Here is an 18,110-nt window from a genome sequence, read left to right as displayed (position 1 = left end):
TGCTCCTTGGTTGAGGGAACTACGGGTACAACGCTTGAAGGTGGGAGATCAGAAGCGTGCGGTGACGCCGAGCTTCAGGGTGCGACCCGGGGCCGGCAGCGTGGACCGCGTGGCTGGATCGACGTAGTAGCGGTTGCCGAGGTTGCTGCCGACCAGTTCGACGCTGGCATGCTCGTTGAAGCGCCAGCGCGCATAGGCATCGACGGTGGTGATGTTTCCCCAGGTGAACGGCACGTTCTGCCAGAGCAGGCCGCTGCCACCGCTCAGCAGGCGGTCACGGTAGGCCTGCAGATCAGGGTTCTCGTGGCGCTGGTAGTGCACGATGCGGCTGCCAAGCTCCAGGCGCTCATCGAACAGGCGCGTGCCCAGCGACCAGTTGATCGACAGCTTGGGAATGGCCTGGGTCAGCAGGTAGCCACCAACGAAACCATCCTGCACGCAGTTCGGGACCAGGCCGCGGTTCGCATCCAGGAGCACCGCCGTGCTCTCGTCACACACCTCGTTTTCCAACGTGCGGGTGATGCCCAGATCGGTGAAGAAGCGCCGGTTGTCGAAGCGGGCCTGCAGTTCGATGCCACGGATGGTCTGCTTGTCGATGTTGTCGAACAGGAAGTTGCCATCGCGCTCGATCACGTCACGGGTCTTGTGCACGTAGTACGCCAGCTTGACGTCGGCATCGGCGGTGTTGCCGAACAGGGCCGACAGGTTGTGCACGTAGCCCACTTCGTAGTTGTAGGCGTGCTCGGGCTTGAGCGCATGCAGCGGATTGAGGCTGCCGGAGAAGGCGATCGTGCTTTCGAACATGCTCGGGAAGCGCACCGCTTCGCTGTAACGCACGTAGGCACGGGCGGCCGGGGACAGGTGTGCAGTGGCCGAGAAGGTCGGCAGCCAGGCATGGTCGCGGCGGCGGCTGTTGCGTGCATCGACCGGCTGCGACTGTACGCTGTTGCCGATGTTGCAGACCTGGTCGCTGCCGGCGAACACCGGCTGCACGCCGGGAATGGCCGCCACTTCGCCATTGAGGCAGGGATTGCCGGCGCGGGTGTAGTTGCCATCGGCATCGGGCAGCCAGGGCCGCGTGTACCTGACCGGACGCGGCGTCTCGTACGGTGCCAGCAAGGCACGGATGCTGTCATCGATGAACCAGCCCATGCCGCGCTTTTCCCATACGGCGCGGCGTGCTTCCAACGCGTCGATGCGGGCCTGCAGATTGGCGGGACGGGGCGGCAACTCGTTCACGGTGTACTGCGCTTCCTTGCCACCTACGCCCTTGGTCAGCAGCTCGGGGTGCGCCTCGAGGAAATCGTCGAAGGCCCAGTAGCGGCTGTAGCGCACGCCTGCATTGAGGGTAAGGAAGTCGACCGGCCGCCACTCCAGGGTGAGGTAGCCCTCGCCCTCCTGTCGGCGCCCGGCACGCGGGAACATACGCCAGCCATCGGTGGTACCGAAGTACGGATCGCTCGAGCCGAGCTTCTCGTATTGCCAGTTGCCGCCCACGGTCAGGTCCAGGGTCGAATGCAGCGCGAAACGGTTGCTCAGGATCAGGCCGGTGCGGTCGTTGCGCGCGTTGGCCAGCGCGGTGTTGCGCAGGATCGGGCTGGCGTCCGGGTTCCATGCCGGATTACCCACTGCGAAGTTCGGGAAGCCGCCAGCACTGTAGGTATCGCTGTCCGTCTCCGTGCGCCACAGGTTGGCGTAGAGGTCCAGCCAGCGGCTGCCGGCCGGTTGGGAGCGGTATTCCAGGTTCCAGGCATCGGACGCAACCCGGCTGAGCGGCCACTGGATGCGCCCGTAGTCGGGCGCGGACAGGATGCGCGACGGCATGATCTCGCCGTAGTGCGACAGCGTGCGCCGCCAGGTGGCCTTCAGCTGCTGGTCGTCGTTGATCTGCCAGGTTCCCTTGACCAGCCAGGACTCCTGTTCGCTGGAGGTGTTGGGCACCTCATCGCCGGGCTTGAAATAGCGCGCCAGCGTGGTGATGTAGTCGATGCCCTGGTACTCGTACTGCTCGCGCCGGTCCTGGTCGTAGTACGCGCTTCCCTTGCTGCCGGAGAAGTAGTTGCCGCGCTTGCGCCAGGCGTAGGCGGCCATCAGGTCGACGTTGTCGCCGCGTACGCCCAGTGCCAACCGCCAGGCCTGGTCTTCGCCATCGAAGGGGTTGTTGCCGCTGCGCGACTTCACCGGCACCACCAGGGTGCGGTCGTCATAGGGTGAGTTCGGCGAGCCCTGCGGGAACCCCGGCACAGTGCGGTAATCCTCGCCGGTGTGCAGGCGCGGCAGGCGCGGTGCCACCGCATTGCTGCTGCCTTCGATCTTCAGCTCCCCGCCGAAGCGCTCGCCGGCAGCAACAATGTCGTCAACGTCGATGGTCTTGATCACCAGCGCACCGCCGATCCCGCTGTGCACATCGCGCACCAGCCCTGGCCCCTTGATGACCTGGATGCCACCAATCAGGTTGGGATCGATGTAGTTGCGGTTGCTGACGCCGTTGTAGCCGCGCCAGACCGTGAGCGCCTGTTCGCCACCGTCGATGCTGACCGGCACCCGCCCGGGCCCCTGGATGCCACGGATGTTGACGTCCAGCGCGCCGCTGTTGCGCGCATCGCCGCTGAACACGCCGACCAGATCCTTGACCACGTCGGCCGGATTGGAACCACGATAGCGCTCCACCCGGTCGCGCCCCGAATACGCCGTGGTCAGGTCCAGCGCGAACACATCATCGTAGCCGCGCCGATCGCGCGCCTCACCCCCTTCCGACTGAAGGCGACCGGCCACGTCCAGTGTTTCGGTCACCCGCACCCCTTCCCCTTCGCCCGCCTCCGCTGCGGCCCGCAGGCTCCAGGTACCGTCCATGCCGCGCTGTGCGCGCACGCCGCTGCCGCGCAGCAGCTGCTGCAGGGCCTGCATCTGGCTGTACTCGCCACTCACCGCACTGGAGCGGCGGCCCTCCACCAGGTCACTGCGGAACACCACCTGCACATCGGCCTGGCGGCCAAAGGCACGTACGGCATCAGCCAGTGGCTGCTCCGGGATGGCGTACTGGCGCACCGGCGCGACGATCGCCGGTTGTGCCTGCACGGCCGGCACCCAGGCCAGCGGCAGCAATGCGGTGGAAACGGCCAGGGCCAGAACGGTGGCGCGACGATGACAGGCGGATGCCGTGGACGGCATGGACAGGAACTCCTCAAGCGTGGCTGGACCACGGGCACATCCGGTGCCGGTGGTGTGTCTGGCTTGAGGAAAAACGGTGTTTCGCTCTGGCTATACCTCTATAGACAGCGGGACACTGCAGGTGCCCACGGTTTTTTCATGTTTTTTTCATGCGGCCCGTTCATCCAGGTGCTGCGCGGGCCTCACCACACCACCAGCGCGCCGCCGGGCAAGCGCTGTACGCGCAGTCCTGCCTGCGCGGCCACCGCAGCGATGGCCGTCTCCGGCTGCTGCAGGTGGAACAAGCCACTGACCCGTACGCCTGCACCCTGCCCACCCAGTACCCAGACCGGTGCACGCCGATAGCGGGCTAGACCGGCGATGGCCTGCGCGGCCGGCCGATCATCGATCACTACCTCGCCACGCCGCCACGGCGCCACGGCCTCGGGATCTTCCAGCTGCACCGGCTGCAGCCAGCGGCCGTCACGGAACGCCCGTGACTGCCCGGCATGCAGGCGCTGCACACTGCCATCGCCCGGCCGCACTTCGACCACACCCTCACTGACCTGGGTGGTGACCGTGGCGTCCTGCATCGACACACTGAAGGCGGTGCCGATATCACGGACCCGGCCGCCCGCGGCCTCGACCTGGAACGGGCGAGCTTCGTGCGCCACCTGGAACCAGGCCTGCCCGCGCAGAAGGCGCAGGCGACGCTGCTGGCCGTCGAACTCGAGCGCCAGCGCGGTTCCCGCATCGAGCACGGCGGTGCTGCCGTCTTCCAGTTGCACCACGCGTGGCGCATCGCTGCTGCGCAGGTCACTGCGTGCCAGCAGCAGCGCGTGCGGTGCCGCCGTCACCATCAGTGCGACGGCGGCGGCACTGGCCAGCAGCCATGGCAGGCGACGGCGCGGCGCGATCGGGCGCAGGCCCTCGCGATCGGTGGTGAGCTCGGGCAGCGCCGCCAGCACGTCGGGCCCGGCGGCATCCAACCCCTGCCAGAAGGCCTGCTGCTGGCGCCAGGCCAGCGCATGGCGCGGATCGGCCCGCAGCCAGCGCTGCAGGGCTCGTTGCTGGCGTTCCGGCAGCGGGCCTGCACTGCACTGGATCACCCAGCGCAACGCCTGCCTGGCCTGACGCGGCGAGGGTTCGGACGTGGTCATGGTTGTGGCCTGCCGCACCACGAACGGGTGCGCTTTCCTGTTGTGACAACGGCGGGCGCGATCTGCCCACGGCAATCGCCGCTCATCGATGCATTCCCTGCTGGTGCTGCTGGATCAACAGTGCCGCGCGCAGCACATGCTTGCCGACCAGGCTCTTGGAAATACCCAGCCGTGTGGCGATCTCGCGCTCGCTCAGGCCCAGGTAGCGGTTGAGCACGAAGCACTCGCGGACCTGCGCTGGCAGCGCGAGGATGGTCTGGGTGATCTCGCGCAGCTGTGCCTGGTCCAGTGCCTGCGCCTCGCCGTCGTGGCCCGCCTCGGCCATGTCGGCGGCGTACTCGGCCATCGCGCGCCGCTCGCGGGCGTCGGCCTGGCTGCGGTTGAGCGCATGGTGATAGGCCATCCGGTACAGATAGCCGCGCGGCTCCAGGATCGGTGGATCACCGGGCACGCTGCTGGCCTTCAGGTACAGGTTCTGCAGGGTATCCTCGGTACTGGCCGGGTCGAGATAGCGCGCGATGAAGCGAGACAACGCACGGCGCTCGCGGATCAGCAGCTCGACCAGCGCCAGGGCATTGGGAGACATAGGTGCCAAGGCCGGACCGGGGAATGATGGGCGTGATGGCGACGGTCCGGACATGGATTGTGGGCTGCGCGGCCGCAGGCGGCAAGCGAAGGCCCGTCGCGCGGCACCAGGATCATCCACGCATGGCGTGGATCTCCCAGGCGGCGCCGGATCCAGTAGATCCACGCCATGCGTGGATGTGGATGCGGAGCCTACGGTTCGTCCAACGCCTCGAAACGCTCGGCGAGGTAATCGATCAACGCGCGTACCGCCGGCAGCAGCCCACGCCGCGAAGGGAACACCGCATGCACGATGCCGTGTTTCGGCACCCACTCGGGGAGCACCGGCAGCAGCGCCCCGCTCTCCAGCTCATCGGTGATCATCATCCGCGGCAGCATCAACAGCCCGACCCCGGCCACCGCGGCTGCGCGCAACGCGATCATGTCATCACTGACCAGGCGCGGGCGGTGATGCACGCTGGCCTGGATCTCGCCGGGCCCACTGTATTCCCACACATGCTGCTGACTGGGCGAGGCCAGATCGACGGTCGGCATCATCGCCAGGTCGGCCGGCACCTGCGGCGTGCCCAACCGTTGCAGCAGCGCCGGGCTGGCACTGGTGCACCAGACCCGGCGTGCCAGCACGCGCACCACCAGGTCGCTGTCTTCCAATGGCGGCGGCCGTACCCGGATCGCCACGTCCACACCCTCGCCCACCACGTCCACGCGGCGGTTGGTGGCGTCCAGCTGCACCGTCACCTGGGGGTGCAGGGCCAGGAAGTCGGCCAGCATCGGGCCGATGCGCGCGTGCAGGATCGCGATCGGGCACGCCAGGCGGATGGTGCCGCGCGGCTCAGCGCGTGACATCGCAATCGCTTCTTCGGCCGCCTCGGCCTCGACCAGCATTGCCTTGCAATGGCGGTAGTAGTCCTGGCCGACCTCGGTGACCGAGAAACGCCGGGTCGAGCGCTGGATCAGGCGCACGCCCAACCGTTCTTCCAGCAGCGCGATGCGCCGGCTCAGTTTCGACTTCGGCATGGCCAGCGCCCGCCCGGCCTGCGAGAAGCCGCCGTGCTCGACCACCATGGCGAAATAGAACAGGTCGTTGAGGTCACAACGGCGGATATCTGCGATGAACACGGGGCGATCTCCTGCGGCCCACGGCCTGCCGCCATTGTTCACCAGATAGGACTATGACGGCAAATGTTGGCGTCTACCGGCCAAATTGTCGCGGCGATATCGTCTCCTGCAACGAAGAACAGCGGCCGGCAGCCCCGGCCAGGAGATCGCCATGAAGCGTGTCACCGGTACCTACAGCGCCCCCCGCCCGCACTGGGTGGGAGATGGATTCCCCGCCCGCTCGATGTTTTCCTACAACACCCACGGCCAGCACCTGAGCCCGTTCCTGCTGCTGGACTATGCCGGCCCGTACAGCTTCGCCCCCAGCGATGCCCCGCGTGGGGTCGGCCAGCATCCGCACCGCGGTTTCGAGACGGTCACCATCGTCTATGAGGGCGAGGTCGCCCACCGCGATTCGACCGGGGCCGGCGGCACCATCGGCCCGGGTGACGTGCAGTGGATGACGGCTGCCTCCGGCATCCTCCACGAGGAATTCCACACGCCGGAATTCAGCAAGCGCGGCGGCACGCTGGACATGGTGCAGCTGTGGGTCAACCTGCCGGCGCGGGACAAGATGGGCGCACCGGGCTACCAGACCCTGCTTGACGCAGAGATCCCCTCGGTGGATCTGCCTGAGGGCGCCGGCCGCGTGCGTGTCATCGCGGGCCGCTTCGACGGCCACGCCGGTCCGGCACGTACCCACACGCCGATGGATGTCTGGGACATCCGCCTGCAGCAGGGCCACAACGCCGAACTGCCGGTGGCCGATGGCCGCACGCTGGCGCTGGTGGTGTTGAAGGGCTCGGTCCGGATCAACGGCGGCCAGCCGGTCGGCGAGGCGCAGCTGGTCACCTTCGATCGCAGCGGCGAGGACGTGTTCGTCGACGCCGACAGCGACGCCACTGTGCTGCTGCTCAGCGGCGAGCCGATCGACGAGCCGGTGGTGGGCTACGGCCCGTTCGTGATGAACAGCCAGGCCGAGATCAGCCAGGCGGTCAACGATTTCAACAGCGGCCGCTTCGGCCAGATCGCGCACTGAGCGCTTCCGCGCGGCGGGCGATGACCCGCCGCGCCAATGGGCCATCGCCCACCTTCCCCAGGAGACTGACCATGAGTACCCCCGCCAACTTCAACGGTGCCCGCCCGGTGATCGATCCGGACAACGCCGCGATGCTGCTGATCGACCACCAGAGCGGCCTGTTCCAGACCATCGGTGACATGCCATTCACCAGCGTGCGCGCCCACGCCACTGCGCTGGCGAAGATGGCCACGCTGGCAAAGATGCCGGTGATCACCACCGCCTCGGTCCCGCAGGGCCCGAACGGCCCGCTGATCCCGGAGATCCACGACGCGGCCCCGCATGCTCAGTACGTGGCGCGCAAGGGTGAGATCAACGCTTGGGACAACCCGGAATTCGTTGCTGCAGTGAAGGCCACCGGCCGCAAGCAGCTGATCATTGCCGGCACCATCACCAGCGTGTGCATGGCCTTCCCGTCGATCGCCGCCGTGGCCGATGGCTACCAGGTGTTCGCGGTGATCGATGCGTCGGGTACCTATTCGAAGATGGCCGAAGAGATCACCCTGGCCCGCGTGGTGCAGGCCGGCGTGGTGCCGATGGACACCGCCGCGGTGGCCTCGGAAATCCAGCGCAGCTGGAACCGCGACGATGCCCAGCAGTGGGCCGAGGTCTACACGAAGATCTTCCCGAACTACCAGCTGCTGATCGAAAGCTACCTGAAGGCGCAGGACGTGCAGAAGAACCAGGAGCAGCTGGATTCGCAGCGCAGCTGAGCTGCCCCCGGGGTGCCGGCAGCCGCCGGCCCCCTCCCAACCGGAGACCCACCATGTCCAGTGAACCGATCCGCGACCCGGCCAGCGACCACCTGCTGACCCCGCAGAATTCCGCCTTCATCATCATCGACTACCAGCCGGTGCAGGTGAACTCCATCGCCTCGATGGACCGCCAGCTGCTGGTCAACAACATCGTCGGCACCGCCAAGGCCGCTGTGGCTTACGGTCTTCCGATCGTGCATTCGACGGTCAACGTCAAGACCGGCCTGAACAAGCCGCCGATTCCGCAGCTGCGCAAGGTGCTGGGCGACTACCCCACCTACGACCGCACCACCATCAATTCCTGGGAAGACGTCGAGTTCCGCAAGGCAGTGGAGGCCACCGGCCGCCGCAAGCTGATCATGACCGCACTGTGGACCGAAGCCTGCCTGACTTTCCCGGCCCTGGATGCGTTGAAGGAAGGCTATGAGGTGTACGTGGTGGTCGATGCCGTTGGCGGCACTTCGCTGGCGGCGCATGATGCCGCGTTGCGCCGCATCGAACAGGCCGGGGGCCAGCTGATCAGCGTGCCGCAGTTGTTCTGCGAGCTGCAGCGCGACTGGGTCCGTTCGGAAACGGTGCCGGCGTTCATGAACCTCTTCATCGAAACCGGTGGTACCGCCGGCATCCAGTTCTCGTACGATCGCACCGAGTGATTTCGTGGCGGCGCTGGCCTTGGCTGGCGCCGCCTTTTGGAGCAGTCGAGCACGGCTCGACGCTACAGTGGGTTGGTCGAGCATGGCTCGACGCTACAGTGGGTTGGTCGAGCATGGCTCGACGCTATAGACAGATGGAGACTCCGATGGCCTACGCACGCATTGTTTCGACCGGCGACAACTACCTGCACCACATCAGCAATGGAAGCTTTGATGTGGATGCGGACGAGCCCGCCTCGCTGGGCGGCCAGGGCAAGGGCTTCGCGCCCTTCGATCTGTACCTGGCCTCGCTGGCGGCCTGCACCGCCATCACTCTGCGCATGTATGCGCAGCGCAAGGGCTGGGAACTGGGCGAGTTCCATGCCGAGCTGCGCTCGGAACGCGACGAAGATGGACGCTTCCACGTGCACCGCGTGCTGCATGCCAGCGCCGAGCTGAGCGATGCGCAGTGGCAGCGGTTGCTGGAGGTGGTGGAAAAGACCCCGGTGACGCTGGTGATGCGCGAAGGTGCGCGCATCACCAGTGAGCGCGGCTGAAGGAGGTCTGGCCCACCTGCGGCGGATCTTGGCCGGTTCCTCGCTTGTTCCGGCCTCGCCCCTGTTCCAAGCTGCGCGTCCGCGTTCGGATGCAGTGAGCGCGCAGCAACAGGAGGACCGCACGCGATGTTACGTGCCCATGCTTTGGATCTGGATTTCAACGGCCGCGCCCTGCTGGCCGACGTCAACCTGCACCTGCCCTCAGGTGCCCGCATCGCCCTGATCGGCGACAACGGCAGCGGCAAGAGCTGCCTGTTGCAGATGTTGGCCGGTACTCTGGTGCCCAGTGGCGGGACCATCATCCGGCGCGATGGCGCACGCATCGCCTACGTGCCGCAGCACGTACTGGATGACTCCTCTCGCAGCGGCGGCGAGCAGATGCGCCATGCGCTCGCCCGCGCGCTCGATGCCGTCCCCGACGTACTGCTGCTCGATGAACCCAGCAATCACCTGGACCGCAGTGCTCGCCGCTCGCTGATCGCGCGCCTGCGCCAGTTCCATGGCGCGCTGTTGGTGGCCACCCACGATGAAGCCCTGATCGATGCGCTCTGTAATGAGCTCTGGCACATACGTTGCGGGCGCGTGAGCCACTTCGGCGGTCGCTACCGCGACTATCAGGCGGACCTGCAGCAGCGACGCGAGGCCAGCGACCGGCAGCTGCGCCAGCTGGATCAGGAGCGCGGCCAGGCCCATGAGGCGTTGATGCGCGAACAGCAGCGCGCCGCGAGCTCGCGGGAACGCGGCGTGCGCAAGGTCGAACAGCGCAAGTGGGGCGGCGTCCGTTCAGCCACCAAGCTCGGCCGTGGCAATACCACCGCCGGCAGCAAGCAACTGCAGATCCGTGAGCAGCAGGAAGACATCGAGGCTCGTCGCAATGACCTGCAGCGCGAGACCATCATCGAGCCTGCCTTCGCCTTGCCGGCCGGCTGGCGACGTGAGGGAGTGGTGGTGCAGCTGACCGACGCCAGCGTGGCGCATGCCACGGAAACGGTGCTGGGTGGACTGCATCTGCGCCTGGATGTCGGCGATCGCCTGGCGATCACCGGTGACAACGGCAGCGGCAAGTCCACGCTGGCCCGCGCGCTGTGCGGCGACCCAAGCATCCACCGTGATGGTGACTGGTTGCTGCCGCCAGCTGCTCAGATCGCCCTGCTTGACCAGCACTACCGGGACCTGCCGATGCAGGTCACGCCTCTCCAGGCGCTGTCTGCCCAGATGCCGGACTGGAGCCAGACCCAGTGCCGGCTGCACCTGGCCGACTTCCTGTTCCGCGGCGACGCCACGGCGCAGACGCACGTGTCCGCATTGTCCGGTGGCGAACGGGCGCGGCTTTCATTGGCATTGATGGCGGCCAAACCCCCGACGCTGCTGGTTCTGGACGAACCCACCAACAACCTGGACATGACGCTGCGGATGCACTTGCTGCAGGTGCTGCGGGTGTTCCCGGGCACTTTGGTGGTGGTGTCGCATGACGACGCATTTCTGCAGGCGCTGGAACCGGGACAGGTGCTGGCGTTGTAGCTGCGGCCGGGCGTGTGCAATCCACGCATGGCGTGGATCTACTGTAGAGGCGAAGACAACGACAGGGGCTGTTGCCAACGTCGCGTGCAACCGCCCGAAAAGCCGAGCATGGGCCCGGCTCTACGGAAGGCTCAGCGCCGTGAATGCAGCACGGTGCGCTGGCGCATCGCGTTGAATTCCTGTTCGACCTGCTGGATGTCCTCGGCCTGGAAACCGGCCGCATCCAGCAGCTGGTCGGCGGCAGCCGCCGCCAGCGGATCATCGTCACGCTGGCGCCAGCAGCGCGCCGGCAGGAAGTAGCCCACTTCGCTGCGCCCGCGCATGATCACCACCGGCCGGCCTGCGTACAGCAGGAACTCGGCCAGGTGCTGGCGCAGGCCCTCCACTGAAACATAGGCCGGTCCAACACCCAGCATCTGGCTGGACGGTTCGGGACTTTCGAACAGCTTGCGACGGCTCATCCATTCCTCCTTTGTGCAACGCGTGGTCTCCTTTCCTTAGACGGGTGCATCGCTGCGCCCCCGCCACGCACTACGTGATCCGCATCACGCCCGCCACTCAGAACCCGGTGTTGAACTCCAGCTGGAACACGTCGATCGACAGCGGCGCGCCGGACACTTCCTTGGCCGCCATCCACTTGCCGCTGATCCAGCTGCGTGCATCCAGCGCGTAAGCGCCGCCCACGTAGTAGCCGCGGGCGTTGGTGCCGCCCAGGTGGAAGTTCGGATCGTTGTAGGCATCGGGCAGTGCGTCGGCCTCGATGTGCTTGTAGCCCAGCAGCGCCTGCCACTGGCCCTTCTCCTTCAGCTCGGTAGCACCGAAGGTGGCCTGCAGCATCCAGGCGGTGTCGCCGCTGCGGAAGGTATCGATGCCGACAGTATCGCCGGCGCCGTAGTTGTTGACGATGCCGTTCTGGGCACGACTGAACATGGCCTGCTTGTCGTAGGCCAGGTTGCGGATGTAGTCGCCATCCAGGCGCAGACCGATGCCCTGCGCCAGCTGTGTATCCCAGCGCAGGTTCAGCGTGGCCAGGCGGAAGGCCGAGGCCAGGCCGACATACTGCGGGGTCGGCGTACCGGCCGGATCCACCGGATTGCGCGCGATGTTGCGGATCAGCATCAGGGTGTTGCCCTTCTGCATGAACGCCGGGCGCGACCAGTCGGTGTCGCAGCCTACCGCGCCCGAATACAGCGAGCACGTTGAGGACAGGCGGCCGCTGATGTTCTTGAAGTCGTAGTAGCCCAGCGCGGCACGCAGCGCGTTGTCATCGTTGAAGCGCCAGTTCACGCCTACCTGGGCACCGGACAGCCACTTGTTCTCGTTCGGAGTCTTGACCTTGCTCTGGCTCGGCGAGCTGTCGGAGGTGTACTCCAGCGGCACCACCGCGAGGTTGCCGAACAGGTCGAGGTCGCCACCATCGAAGTCATACTTCAGGTTCGCGGCCAGGCCATCGAAGTTGAGATCGCTGGAGAACAGCGTGTCGCTGGTCCAGAACGGATTGCCGAAGCGGCCGCCACGCACCGTCACCCAGTCCGCCGGGCTGTAGGCCAGCCAGGCCTGGTCCAGCCACACGTCCTTCTTGCTCAGGCCGCCCCCCAGCTGCTCGGTGGTCGACACCGGGCCATTGCTGCTGCCGCTGGCCAGGCGCACGCCCGCCGTGGTGTGCTGGCCAATGGTTGCCTCGATGCCCAGGCGGGCACGGATGCGCCACAGGTTACGGCGGTCCTGGCGGGTGTTCAGCAGCGGCGGCAACTGCAGGTTGGTATTGGTGTTGGTGTCGAAGCCGTTGCCGGCGTTGATCGACGACCAGTTGCTCACGATGTCGCTGTTGCGCTCGGAGTAGAAGCGCGACTCGCTGCGCACACGCATGTCACCGGTGACCTTGATGCGCTTGGTCCACTCGGCCACTTCGTTGGGTGCCGCCCAGCCTTCCGACTTCGCCTGCGCCATCACGTCCTGGCGCACTTCGTCACGGATACCGTCGCGCACGCTCTGCGGTACGTACGGCACGCGCACGTCACCGGCCTCCAGGGCCACGCCACCGCTCGCCGCGGTGCTGCCCGTGGCTGCAGTGCGCTGTGCGGCCGCCGCTTCGGCTTCGGCCTGTACCAGCAGTGCCTGGCCGTCTTCGGGTTTCAATGCACCGCTGGCGATCAGGCCTTTGATCAGCTTGACCATGGTGGTTTCGGCCGCCATCGCACCGGCCGGGGCGGCCAGGCTGAGCAGCACGGCGCAGCACAGCAGCGCCCGTCGGGCCGGCCGCGGGCGGCGGGAGTCGGTTCGTGCGCGGACGTGGTCGTTCATCACGGTTCTCATCGAAAGAAGGGAAATCACGGAAGTCGGAGTCAGGCCCCGGGCCGGCGGCCCTGGATCAGGACGCGGGCGGGGAAATCGAGTGACGGCGGCGGTGCCTGGTCAACCTTGCCGATGCGACGCAGGGCATCGAGCACGGCCGCGTCGGCCTCCTCGTTGCCACTGCCGCGTACCAGTTCGACCTTTTCCAGGCGGCCGTCGTTGGCCAGCCACACATTCACCTGCAGCTGGAACGCCAGGCGCTTGACCTTGTCGTCGCGCGAGATCGCCTGCTGCATCAGGTAGCCCAGGTAGCGGCCGTAGGTAGCGTTGCCGGCGCCACCACGGCCAACGCCGGACGAACCGCCACCACTGCCGGACTGGATACCGAAGTTGTCACCACCGGCCTGCGCGTCGGCATTCATCGTCACCGGATCGCTGTTATCCGGCGTCGGCGTCGGCTCTTCAGCGGGCGTCGGCTGATCCAGCGGCTCCGGTTCGGGCATCGTCTCTTCCGGCGGTATCTCCGGCTCCGGTGGTTTTTCCGGGGGCGGCGGCGGCGGCGGCGGAGGGGGTGGCAGCGCCAGCATCGGCGGCTGCACCACCGGCCGACGGGTGCTGGCGGTGTCCTTGAACAACAGCCACCACACCGCGATGCCGAGCACCAGCAACGCGGCCAGCACCAGTGCCACGGTCACCAGCAACTGGCGACCGCGCATGCCGGGCTCCGGCCGAGGGGGTTGATGGGCCGTCATGCCTCAGCCCTGCGCCTTGCCGGTGACCAGGCCGACCTGGGCCAGCTCCAGGCGCCGCAGCAGGTCCAGCACCTCGACCACGCGGGCGTACTGCACCTGCGCATCACCGCGCACGATCACCGGGAAATCCGGCGTGGTCGCGCGTTCGGTACGCAGCCGGTCTTCCAGCTCGGCCATCGTCACCGGGTAGGCATCCAGGAACACCTGGCCACTGGGGTCGATGGTGATCGCCTTGGTCTTCGGCTTTTCCAGGGCCACGCTGTTGCTGGCCTTCGGCAGGTTGACCTCGATGCCGGGGATGGAGGCGTTGCTGGTCAGGATGAAGATCACCAGCACCACCAGCAGCACGTCGACGAAGGGCGTTACGTTGATGCCCTTCTCGCGCTTCTTGATGCCGAACTTCGCCTTCTGGCCCATGGCGCGCCCCTCAGCCCTGGACCGCGGCCGGGCCGCGCCCGTCCTGCTCTTCGGCCAGGCGCGCGGCGAACTCGTCGATGAACACCGCCATGTCCGCGCCGATCGCTTCGGCACGCGCACCCAGGTAGTTGTAGCCGAACAGTGCCGGGATGGCGACGCCGAGGCCGGCAGCGGTACACAGCAGCGCCGCGGCCATGCCCGGCGCCACCGAGTTGATGTCCACTGCGCCGGCCATCGCCGCCACCACGAACACCAGCATGATGCCGATCACGGTGCCGAACAGGCCCACGTAGGGCGCACCTTCGATGGTGGTCGACAGCCAGTTCATGCGCCGCGCCATCGCCTCCTGCTCGCGCACCATCACCGCATCCATCGAGGCACGGATCGCGGCGATGGTGGCGCCACTCAGGTAGCCACTGTTGCCGTCGCGCTGGTGGCGCTGCTGCATTTCATCGATGGCCACCTGGTAGATGCGCCACAACGAGCCATCGTGCATCGCAGTCGGCGCCTTGCCCTGGCGGTCCATCTCGGACAGAGTGCGCAGCGGCACACCGGACAACTTGCCGAAGCTCTCGGTGAATACCGCGTTGGCCTTGCTGGTGCGGCCGAAGTGGCGGCTCTTGGCAATCATGATCGCCCATGACATCAGCATCATCAGGCCGAGGATGGCGACCACCACCCAGGCATCGAACGGCATCGCCTTGAGAATGAAGCCGAAGTGGCTCTGCCCGGCGGATTGCTCGTCGGCGCCGTAGCTGATCAGGCGCGAGTCGGCGCCCTGAGCGGTGGCATCGGCCAGCAGCAGCGCCGCCGGACGTGCAACCCGCGAGATGCGCAGCTCATCCAGAGCGCCTTCGAAGTTGGCCAAAGGCTGTGCAGCACCCGGGGCATCGGCGCCCACCACCGGCGCGGTACCCAGCGCCGGCAGCTCGCCGCTCAGCTGGGCCACTACACGGCCGTTGAGGTACAGCTGCAGCGCACCCTTCTCCGCGGTCAGTGCCACGTGCGCCCACTGCCCTTCCGGAATCGGCTGTGCCGGCGTACTGCGCTGGCCATTGAGTTGCACGAACGGCACCCGGTTCTCGATACCGACCACCAGCTCGGAGGCGCCATCGCGACGGGCATAGATTGCCTGCGCCGCATTGTTGCTGCCCGGCTTGATCCAGGCCGAGAGGGTCAACGGCGCCCCCGCTTCCTGTGCCAGCGAGGCGCTGGCCGGCAACGGCAGCGGGCCTGCGCCCAACTGCACGCCACGGCCGATCACCGAACCTTCGGACGGCGGCACCACAGCACCGGCATTGTTGCCGTAGGCGGTGGTGTCGCGTGCAGGCGCATTGGCTTCGGCGAAGTGGTAGACCAGCGTGTAGTCCGGGTCGAACACCTGCTGGCCGTTGCCGCTGGCCGGTGCCTTCTCATTGCCGTAGTACATCCAGATCGTCTGCGGCGCGGCGGCGCTGACTGCCGGCACGTCCACCCAGACCAGGGCCAGGCCCAGCTTGGGATCGAACTGTTCGATCTGATGGGCCAGCACGGTGCGGCCATCGCCCGACACGAAGCGCAGGTCGTTGCCCGCGTCCTGGGTACCGTCGAAACCGAAGTTGCCGGTATGCAGGCGCAGCAGCAGCGGCGTGCGGCCCGGGTCACCGGCCAGGCCCGCGCCCTGCGGACCGGCGTCGACGGTGATCGGCTTGCGGTACTTCCATTCGGCCTGCCACCAATTGGCATCGGCCGCAGCAGCAGGCAGCGCAACCAGCGCGGCCAGCAGCAACAACACTCGGGAAAGCAAACGGTCCATGCGAAGGGTCTCCGGAGAACGCATGTTCAAGGGAAGGGTCAGTAACTGGTGCTGATGTTGAAATGCAGGCGCGGGTCGTCCTTGCGCGTGACCGGGCCATCGGCATAAGGCCAGGCGTAGTCCAGGCGCAGCTGCAGGTGCTCACCCAGGCGCAGCTGCGCGCCCAGGCCGACCGAGGCCAGGTTGTACTTGTCACGCTGCTCGGGCAGCGGCTGGCGCAGGCGCAGGTAGGCGGCGTCGGCAAAGCTGTAGACGCGCAGATCCGTGCCGCTCCACAGCGACCACGCCGGGGTACGCCATTCCAGGCTGGCCAGGCCGCCGTAGTCGCCGATCGCCTCGGCCGACAGATAGCCGCGCACGGTGTACATGCCACCGGCGGCGAACTGCTCGGCCGACACCAGCGGTGCGTCGGTCACCTGCAGCGAGCCGCGCGCGTACCACTGCCAATCGCTGCCGAAGGTGTGGGTGTTGGCCACATCGGCCTTGAACGCGATGAAACTGGGGTCCGCCCAGTAGCGCTTCTGCCCGAATCCGATGGCATCGCTGCCATAGCCGAACAGGCGGCGGGTACCGGCCACCAGCTGGGTATTGATGCTCAACTGATCCTGCTCGCCCTGGCGCACACCGACAAACGCCAGGGTGATCGGCGCGTACTTCAGCGGCGTCTTCAGGCTCTCCTTGCCCATCTGCGTGTCTTCCTCGGTGTCCTTGAAGTCCACGCCGAGGCTGAGCTGGCGCCACCACTGGCTGCTGCCGGCCAGTCGATAGTTGAGCTTGAGACCGATCGAATGGCCGTTGCCGATTACATTGGTTCCGGTGCCGGTACCCACCTGCCCACCCGCGTTCAGCACGCGGCTGTCGGACTTGTAGCCGGACGCTTCCAGGCTCCACGGCGTGCCTTCGAACGGCATCATGTACGAGGCCGAGAACACCTTGGCCTGCTTTGTATCTTCCGGCGCCAGGTACACGCCGATGTTGGCGCTGTGCCCGCGCTTCCACAGGTTGTCGTAGGCCAGCGATGCACTCAGGCGCAGCTTCTCGGTGTCGGCGCTGTGGTCGTTGTTGAGTGACGCGCTGGCACGCCACGGCGACTTCTCTTCGACCTGCAGGTCCACATCCATCGTGCCCGGCACCTGGCCCTCGCGCACCAGCGGCATCACCTGGCGACGTCCGCCTTCATTCAGCGCGGTCAGTTCCTTCTGCGCCTGGTCGAAGTCCGGCACCTTGCCCTCGGCAAGTGCCGGCACGCGTTCGCGGATGCGTTCGGGCGATTCGTGCTTCGTGCCTACGACCCGCAGCTTCCCGATCGGCGTCTGCTGCACCTTCAGCAGCACGACGCCGCCACTGACCTGCTGCTCGGGCAGCTCGACGTAGACCGACTGGTAGCCTGCCTGTTGGTACAGCGCATTGACGGCATCGCGCGCCTTCTCGACATCGGCCAGGGTCTTGCCCGGGCCGAGGAACGGCTCCACCGCACGTTCGATCTGGCGCGGATCGAGCACGGTGTTGCCGCGCACGATGTATTCATTGATGTTCACGCTGGGCGCAGGCGCCGCGTCCTGCGCGAACAATGGCAGCGGCATCGCGGCCAGAGCCAGCACCAGCGGATGCAGGCGCAGCGGAAGGCGGACGGCTCGGCACGGAACAGGAGTCATCGAAGGCATCGCGTCGTATCGAAGGGAGTGGCCAGGGAGCGGCGCGTGGGTCTACCAACAGGACGTGTACGTCGCGTCAAAACCGCCAATAGTTTTGTGACAGCACTGTCATCTTTTGACAGCGCCGGAACAGTTGCAGGCGGACACTGTCTTCGCCATACGTCTTCATTGCTGAGCGTCGGTTTTCGCAGGAGATTCAAGATGAGTGAGTCGTTGGAGGCGGGCCTTCGCCCTGCCCTCGCCCTTACCTTGTTGCTGGCGTTGCCATCGGCCTGGGCCGGAGAGGCGAAGAAACAGGACGATGCCGCACCCTGCATCGAAGTACAGGTCAACGGCGAGCGCATTCCCGCCTGGGAGTGCCTGCAACGCAAACTGGCCCCGGCGCCGAAATCGGCGAAGTCACCGGCGCTGCCTGAAGCCGAACGCCTGATGCGGCAGCCGGGCAACCAGCTGATGCAGTACAACCTGGAAGGCACACGACAGCGCATGGGCGATGCCTTTGGTCGTTCGGTGGAACCGCAGCGTCCGGCGCGCTGAGCCTGCGCAGCTGTGGAGCCGGGCCCGCGCTCGGCAGGATTTTGTGGAGTCGAGCCATGCTCCACTGGATTTTGTAGAGTCGAGCCTTGCTCGACTGTTCTTCCAGACGCAGCCGAGCGCGGG

The 18,110-nt window shown here is 66.8% G+C and carries 16 protein-coding genes; 6 read left to right on the top strand and 10 right to left on the bottom strand.

Features of this window, described 5'->3' with window-relative positions:
- Nucleotides 1-48 precede the first annotated feature (48 nt).
- The 4 genes from V3B48_RS09690 to V3B48_RS09675 all read right to left on the bottom strand — a co-directional run bounded on the left by V3B48_RS09690 (nucleotide 49) and on the right by V3B48_RS09675 (nucleotide 6,014).
- Nucleotides 49-3,171, bottom strand: coding sequence for a TonB-dependent receptor (locus V3B48_RS09690; protein ID WP_329893630.1), 3,123 nt, complete (start codon nucleotides 3,169-3,171; stop codon nucleotides 49-51).
- Between the two features lie 182 nt (nucleotides 3,172-3,353).
- On the bottom strand, nucleotides 3,354-4,310 hold the full coding sequence (locus V3B48_RS09685; protein WP_329893629.1) for a FecR domain-containing protein: 957 nt from the start codon (nucleotides 4,308-4,310) through the stop codon (nucleotides 3,354-3,356).
- An 82-nt stretch (nucleotides 4,311-4,392) separates the two neighbouring features.
- Nucleotides 4,393-4,896, bottom strand: coding sequence for an RNA polymerase sigma factor (locus V3B48_RS09680; RefSeq protein WP_049462496.1), 504 nt, complete (start codon nucleotides 4,894-4,896; stop codon nucleotides 4,393-4,395).
- A gap of 191 nt (nucleotides 4,897-5,087) precedes the next feature.
- Nucleotides 5,088-6,014, bottom strand: coding sequence for a LysR family transcriptional regulator (locus V3B48_RS09675; RefSeq protein WP_071227968.1), 927 nt, complete (start codon nucleotides 6,012-6,014; stop codon nucleotides 5,088-5,090).
- A gap of 151 nt (nucleotides 6,015-6,165) precedes the next feature.
- Here V3B48_RS09675 and V3B48_RS09670 point away from each other — a divergent pair, with 151 nt between their 5' ends.
- From V3B48_RS09670 to V3B48_RS09650, 5 genes are all read left to right on the top strand, one after another.
- Nucleotides 6,166-7,032: a pirin family protein gene (locus V3B48_RS09670; RefSeq protein ID WP_329893628.1), complete on the top strand. Its 867-nt coding sequence runs from the start codon at nucleotides 6,166-6,168 to the stop codon at nucleotides 7,030-7,032.
- Between the two features lie 71 nt (nucleotides 7,033-7,103).
- On the top strand, nucleotides 7,104-7,784 hold the full coding sequence (locus V3B48_RS09665; protein WP_071227966.1) for a hydrolase: 681 nt from the start codon (nucleotides 7,104-7,106) through the stop codon (nucleotides 7,782-7,784).
- Nucleotides 7,785-7,837: 53 nt separating this feature from the next.
- Nucleotides 7,838-8,479, top strand: a complete 642-nt coding sequence (locus tag V3B48_RS09660) for a hydrolase (protein WP_329893627.1) — start codon at nucleotides 7,838-7,840, stop codon at nucleotides 8,477-8,479.
- A gap of 146 nt (nucleotides 8,480-8,625) precedes the next feature.
- Nucleotides 8,626-9,015, top strand: coding sequence for an OsmC family protein (locus tag V3B48_RS09655; RefSeq protein ID WP_032129425.1), 390 nt, complete (start codon nucleotides 8,626-8,628; stop codon nucleotides 9,013-9,015).
- A gap of 126 nt (nucleotides 9,016-9,141) precedes the next feature.
- Nucleotides 9,142-10,536, top strand: a complete 1,395-nt coding sequence (locus V3B48_RS09650) for an ATP-binding cassette domain-containing protein (RefSeq protein WP_329893626.1) — start codon at nucleotides 9,142-9,144, stop codon at nucleotides 10,534-10,536.
- A 131-nt stretch (nucleotides 10,537-10,667) separates the two neighbouring features.
- Here V3B48_RS09650 and V3B48_RS09645 read toward each other — a convergent pair whose 3' ends face one another.
- From V3B48_RS09645 to V3B48_RS09620, 6 genes are all read right to left on the bottom strand, one after another.
- The gene (locus tag V3B48_RS09645; RefSeq protein ID WP_005409871.1) at nucleotides 10,668-10,997 is read right to left on the bottom strand and encodes a hypothetical protein; all 330 of its coding nucleotides are present in this window, start codon (nucleotides 10,995-10,997) and stop codon (nucleotides 10,668-10,670) included.
- Between the two features lie 97 nt (nucleotides 10,998-11,094).
- On the bottom strand, nucleotides 11,095-12,840 hold the full coding sequence (locus V3B48_RS09640) for a putative porin (RefSeq protein ID WP_049462487.1): 1,746 nt from the start codon (nucleotides 12,838-12,840) through the stop codon (nucleotides 11,095-11,097).
- 41 nt (nucleotides 12,841-12,881) lie between these two features.
- Complete coding sequence (locus tag V3B48_RS09635; RefSeq protein WP_329893625.1) at nucleotides 12,882-13,547, bottom strand: cell envelope integrity protein TolA; 666 nt, start codon at nucleotides 13,545-13,547, stop codon at nucleotides 12,882-12,884.
- 39 nt (nucleotides 13,548-13,586) lie between these two features.
- Nucleotides 13,587-14,000 (bottom strand): biopolymer transporter ExbD, encoded by a 414-nt coding sequence (locus tag V3B48_RS09630; protein ID WP_005409874.1) that lies wholly within the window; start codon nucleotides 13,998-14,000, stop codon nucleotides 13,587-13,589.
- A 10-nt stretch (nucleotides 14,001-14,010) separates the two neighbouring features.
- Entirely contained in the window at nucleotides 14,011-15,795 is a 1,785-nt protein-coding gene (locus V3B48_RS09625) for a MotA/TolQ/ExbB proton channel family protein (RefSeq protein ID WP_201116339.1), read from the bottom strand.
- A gap of 38 nt (nucleotides 15,796-15,833) precedes the next feature.
- Nucleotides 15,834-17,450, bottom strand: a complete 1,617-nt coding sequence (locus tag V3B48_RS09620; RefSeq protein WP_329893623.1) for a ShlB/FhaC/HecB family hemolysin secretion/activation protein — start codon at nucleotides 17,448-17,450, stop codon at nucleotides 15,834-15,836.
- A gap of 201 nt (nucleotides 17,451-17,651) precedes the next feature.
- On the opposite strand from V3B48_RS09620, the gene V3B48_RS09615 reads away from it, so the two are divergent.
- The gene (locus tag V3B48_RS09615) at nucleotides 17,652-17,987 is read left to right on the top strand and encodes a hypothetical protein (protein WP_329893622.1); all 336 of its coding nucleotides are present in this window, start codon (nucleotides 17,652-17,654) and stop codon (nucleotides 17,985-17,987) included.
- Nucleotides 17,988-18,110: the final 123 nt, after the last annotated feature.

The sequence above is a fragment of the Stenotrophomonas sp. SMYL20 genome (assembly GCF_036320045.1).
GTDB classification, from domain to species: Bacteria; Pseudomonadota; Gammaproteobacteria; order Xanthomonadales; family Xanthomonadaceae; genus Stenotrophomonas; species Stenotrophomonas maltophilia_A.
Note: the sequence above shows the minus strand (reverse complement) of the source record. Positions and strands in the feature narration are given on the sequence as shown.

Bases quoted from the DNA above. Each gene is read 5' to 3' on its own strand.
- V3B48_RS09690 (WP_329893630.1), bottom strand. From the start codon at position 3,171: ATGCCGTCCACGGCATCCGCCTGTCATCGTCGCGCCACCGTTCTGGCC.
- V3B48_RS09685 (WP_329893629.1), bottom strand. From the start codon at position 4,310: ATGACCACGTCCGAACCCTCGCCGCGTCAGGCCAGGCAGGCGTTGCGC.
- V3B48_RS09680 (WP_049462496.1), bottom strand. From the start codon at position 4,896: ATGTCTCCCAATGCCCTGGCGCTGGTCGAGCTGCTGATCCGCGAGCGC.
- V3B48_RS09670 (WP_329893628.1), top strand. From the start codon at position 6,166: ATGAAGCGTGTCACCGGTACCTACAGCGCCCCCCGCCCGCACTGGGTG.
- V3B48_RS09665 (WP_071227966.1), top strand. From the start codon at position 7,104: ATGAGTACCCCCGCCAACTTCAACGGTGCCCGCCCGGTGATCGATCCG.
- V3B48_RS09660 (WP_329893627.1), top strand. From the start codon at position 7,838: ATGTCCAGTGAACCGATCCGCGACCCGGCCAGCGACCACCTGCTGACC.
- V3B48_RS09655 (WP_032129425.1), top strand. From the start codon at position 8,626: ATGGCCTACGCACGCATTGTTTCGACCGGCGACAACTACCTGCACCAC.
- V3B48_RS09650 (WP_329893626.1), top strand. From the start codon at position 9,142: ATGTTACGTGCCCATGCTTTGGATCTGGATTTCAACGGCCGCGCCCTG.
- V3B48_RS09645 (WP_005409871.1), bottom strand. From the start codon at position 10,997: ATGAGCCGTCGCAAGCTGTTCGAAAGTCCCGAACCGTCCAGCCAGATG.
- V3B48_RS09640 (WP_049462487.1), bottom strand. From the start codon at position 12,840: ATGAACGACCACGTCCGCGCACGAACCGACTCCCGCCGCCCGCGGCCG.
- V3B48_RS09635 (WP_329893625.1), bottom strand. From the start codon at position 13,547: ATGCGCGGTCGCCAGTTGCTGGTGACCGTGGCACTGGTGCTGGCCGCG.
- V3B48_RS09630 (WP_005409874.1), bottom strand. From the start codon at position 14,000: ATGGGCCAGAAGGCGAAGTTCGGCATCAAGAAGCGCGAGAAGGGCATC.
- V3B48_RS09625 (WP_201116339.1), bottom strand. From the start codon at position 15,795: ATGGACCGTTTGCTTTCCCGAGTGTTGTTGCTGCTGGCCGCGCTGGTT.
- V3B48_RS09620 (WP_329893623.1), bottom strand. From the start codon at position 17,450: ATGACTCCTGTTCCGTGCCGAGCCGTCCGCCTTCCGCTGCGCCTGCAT.
- V3B48_RS09615 (WP_329893622.1), top strand. From the start codon at position 17,652: ATGAGTGAGTCGTTGGAGGCGGGCCTTCGCCCTGCCCTCGCCCTTACC.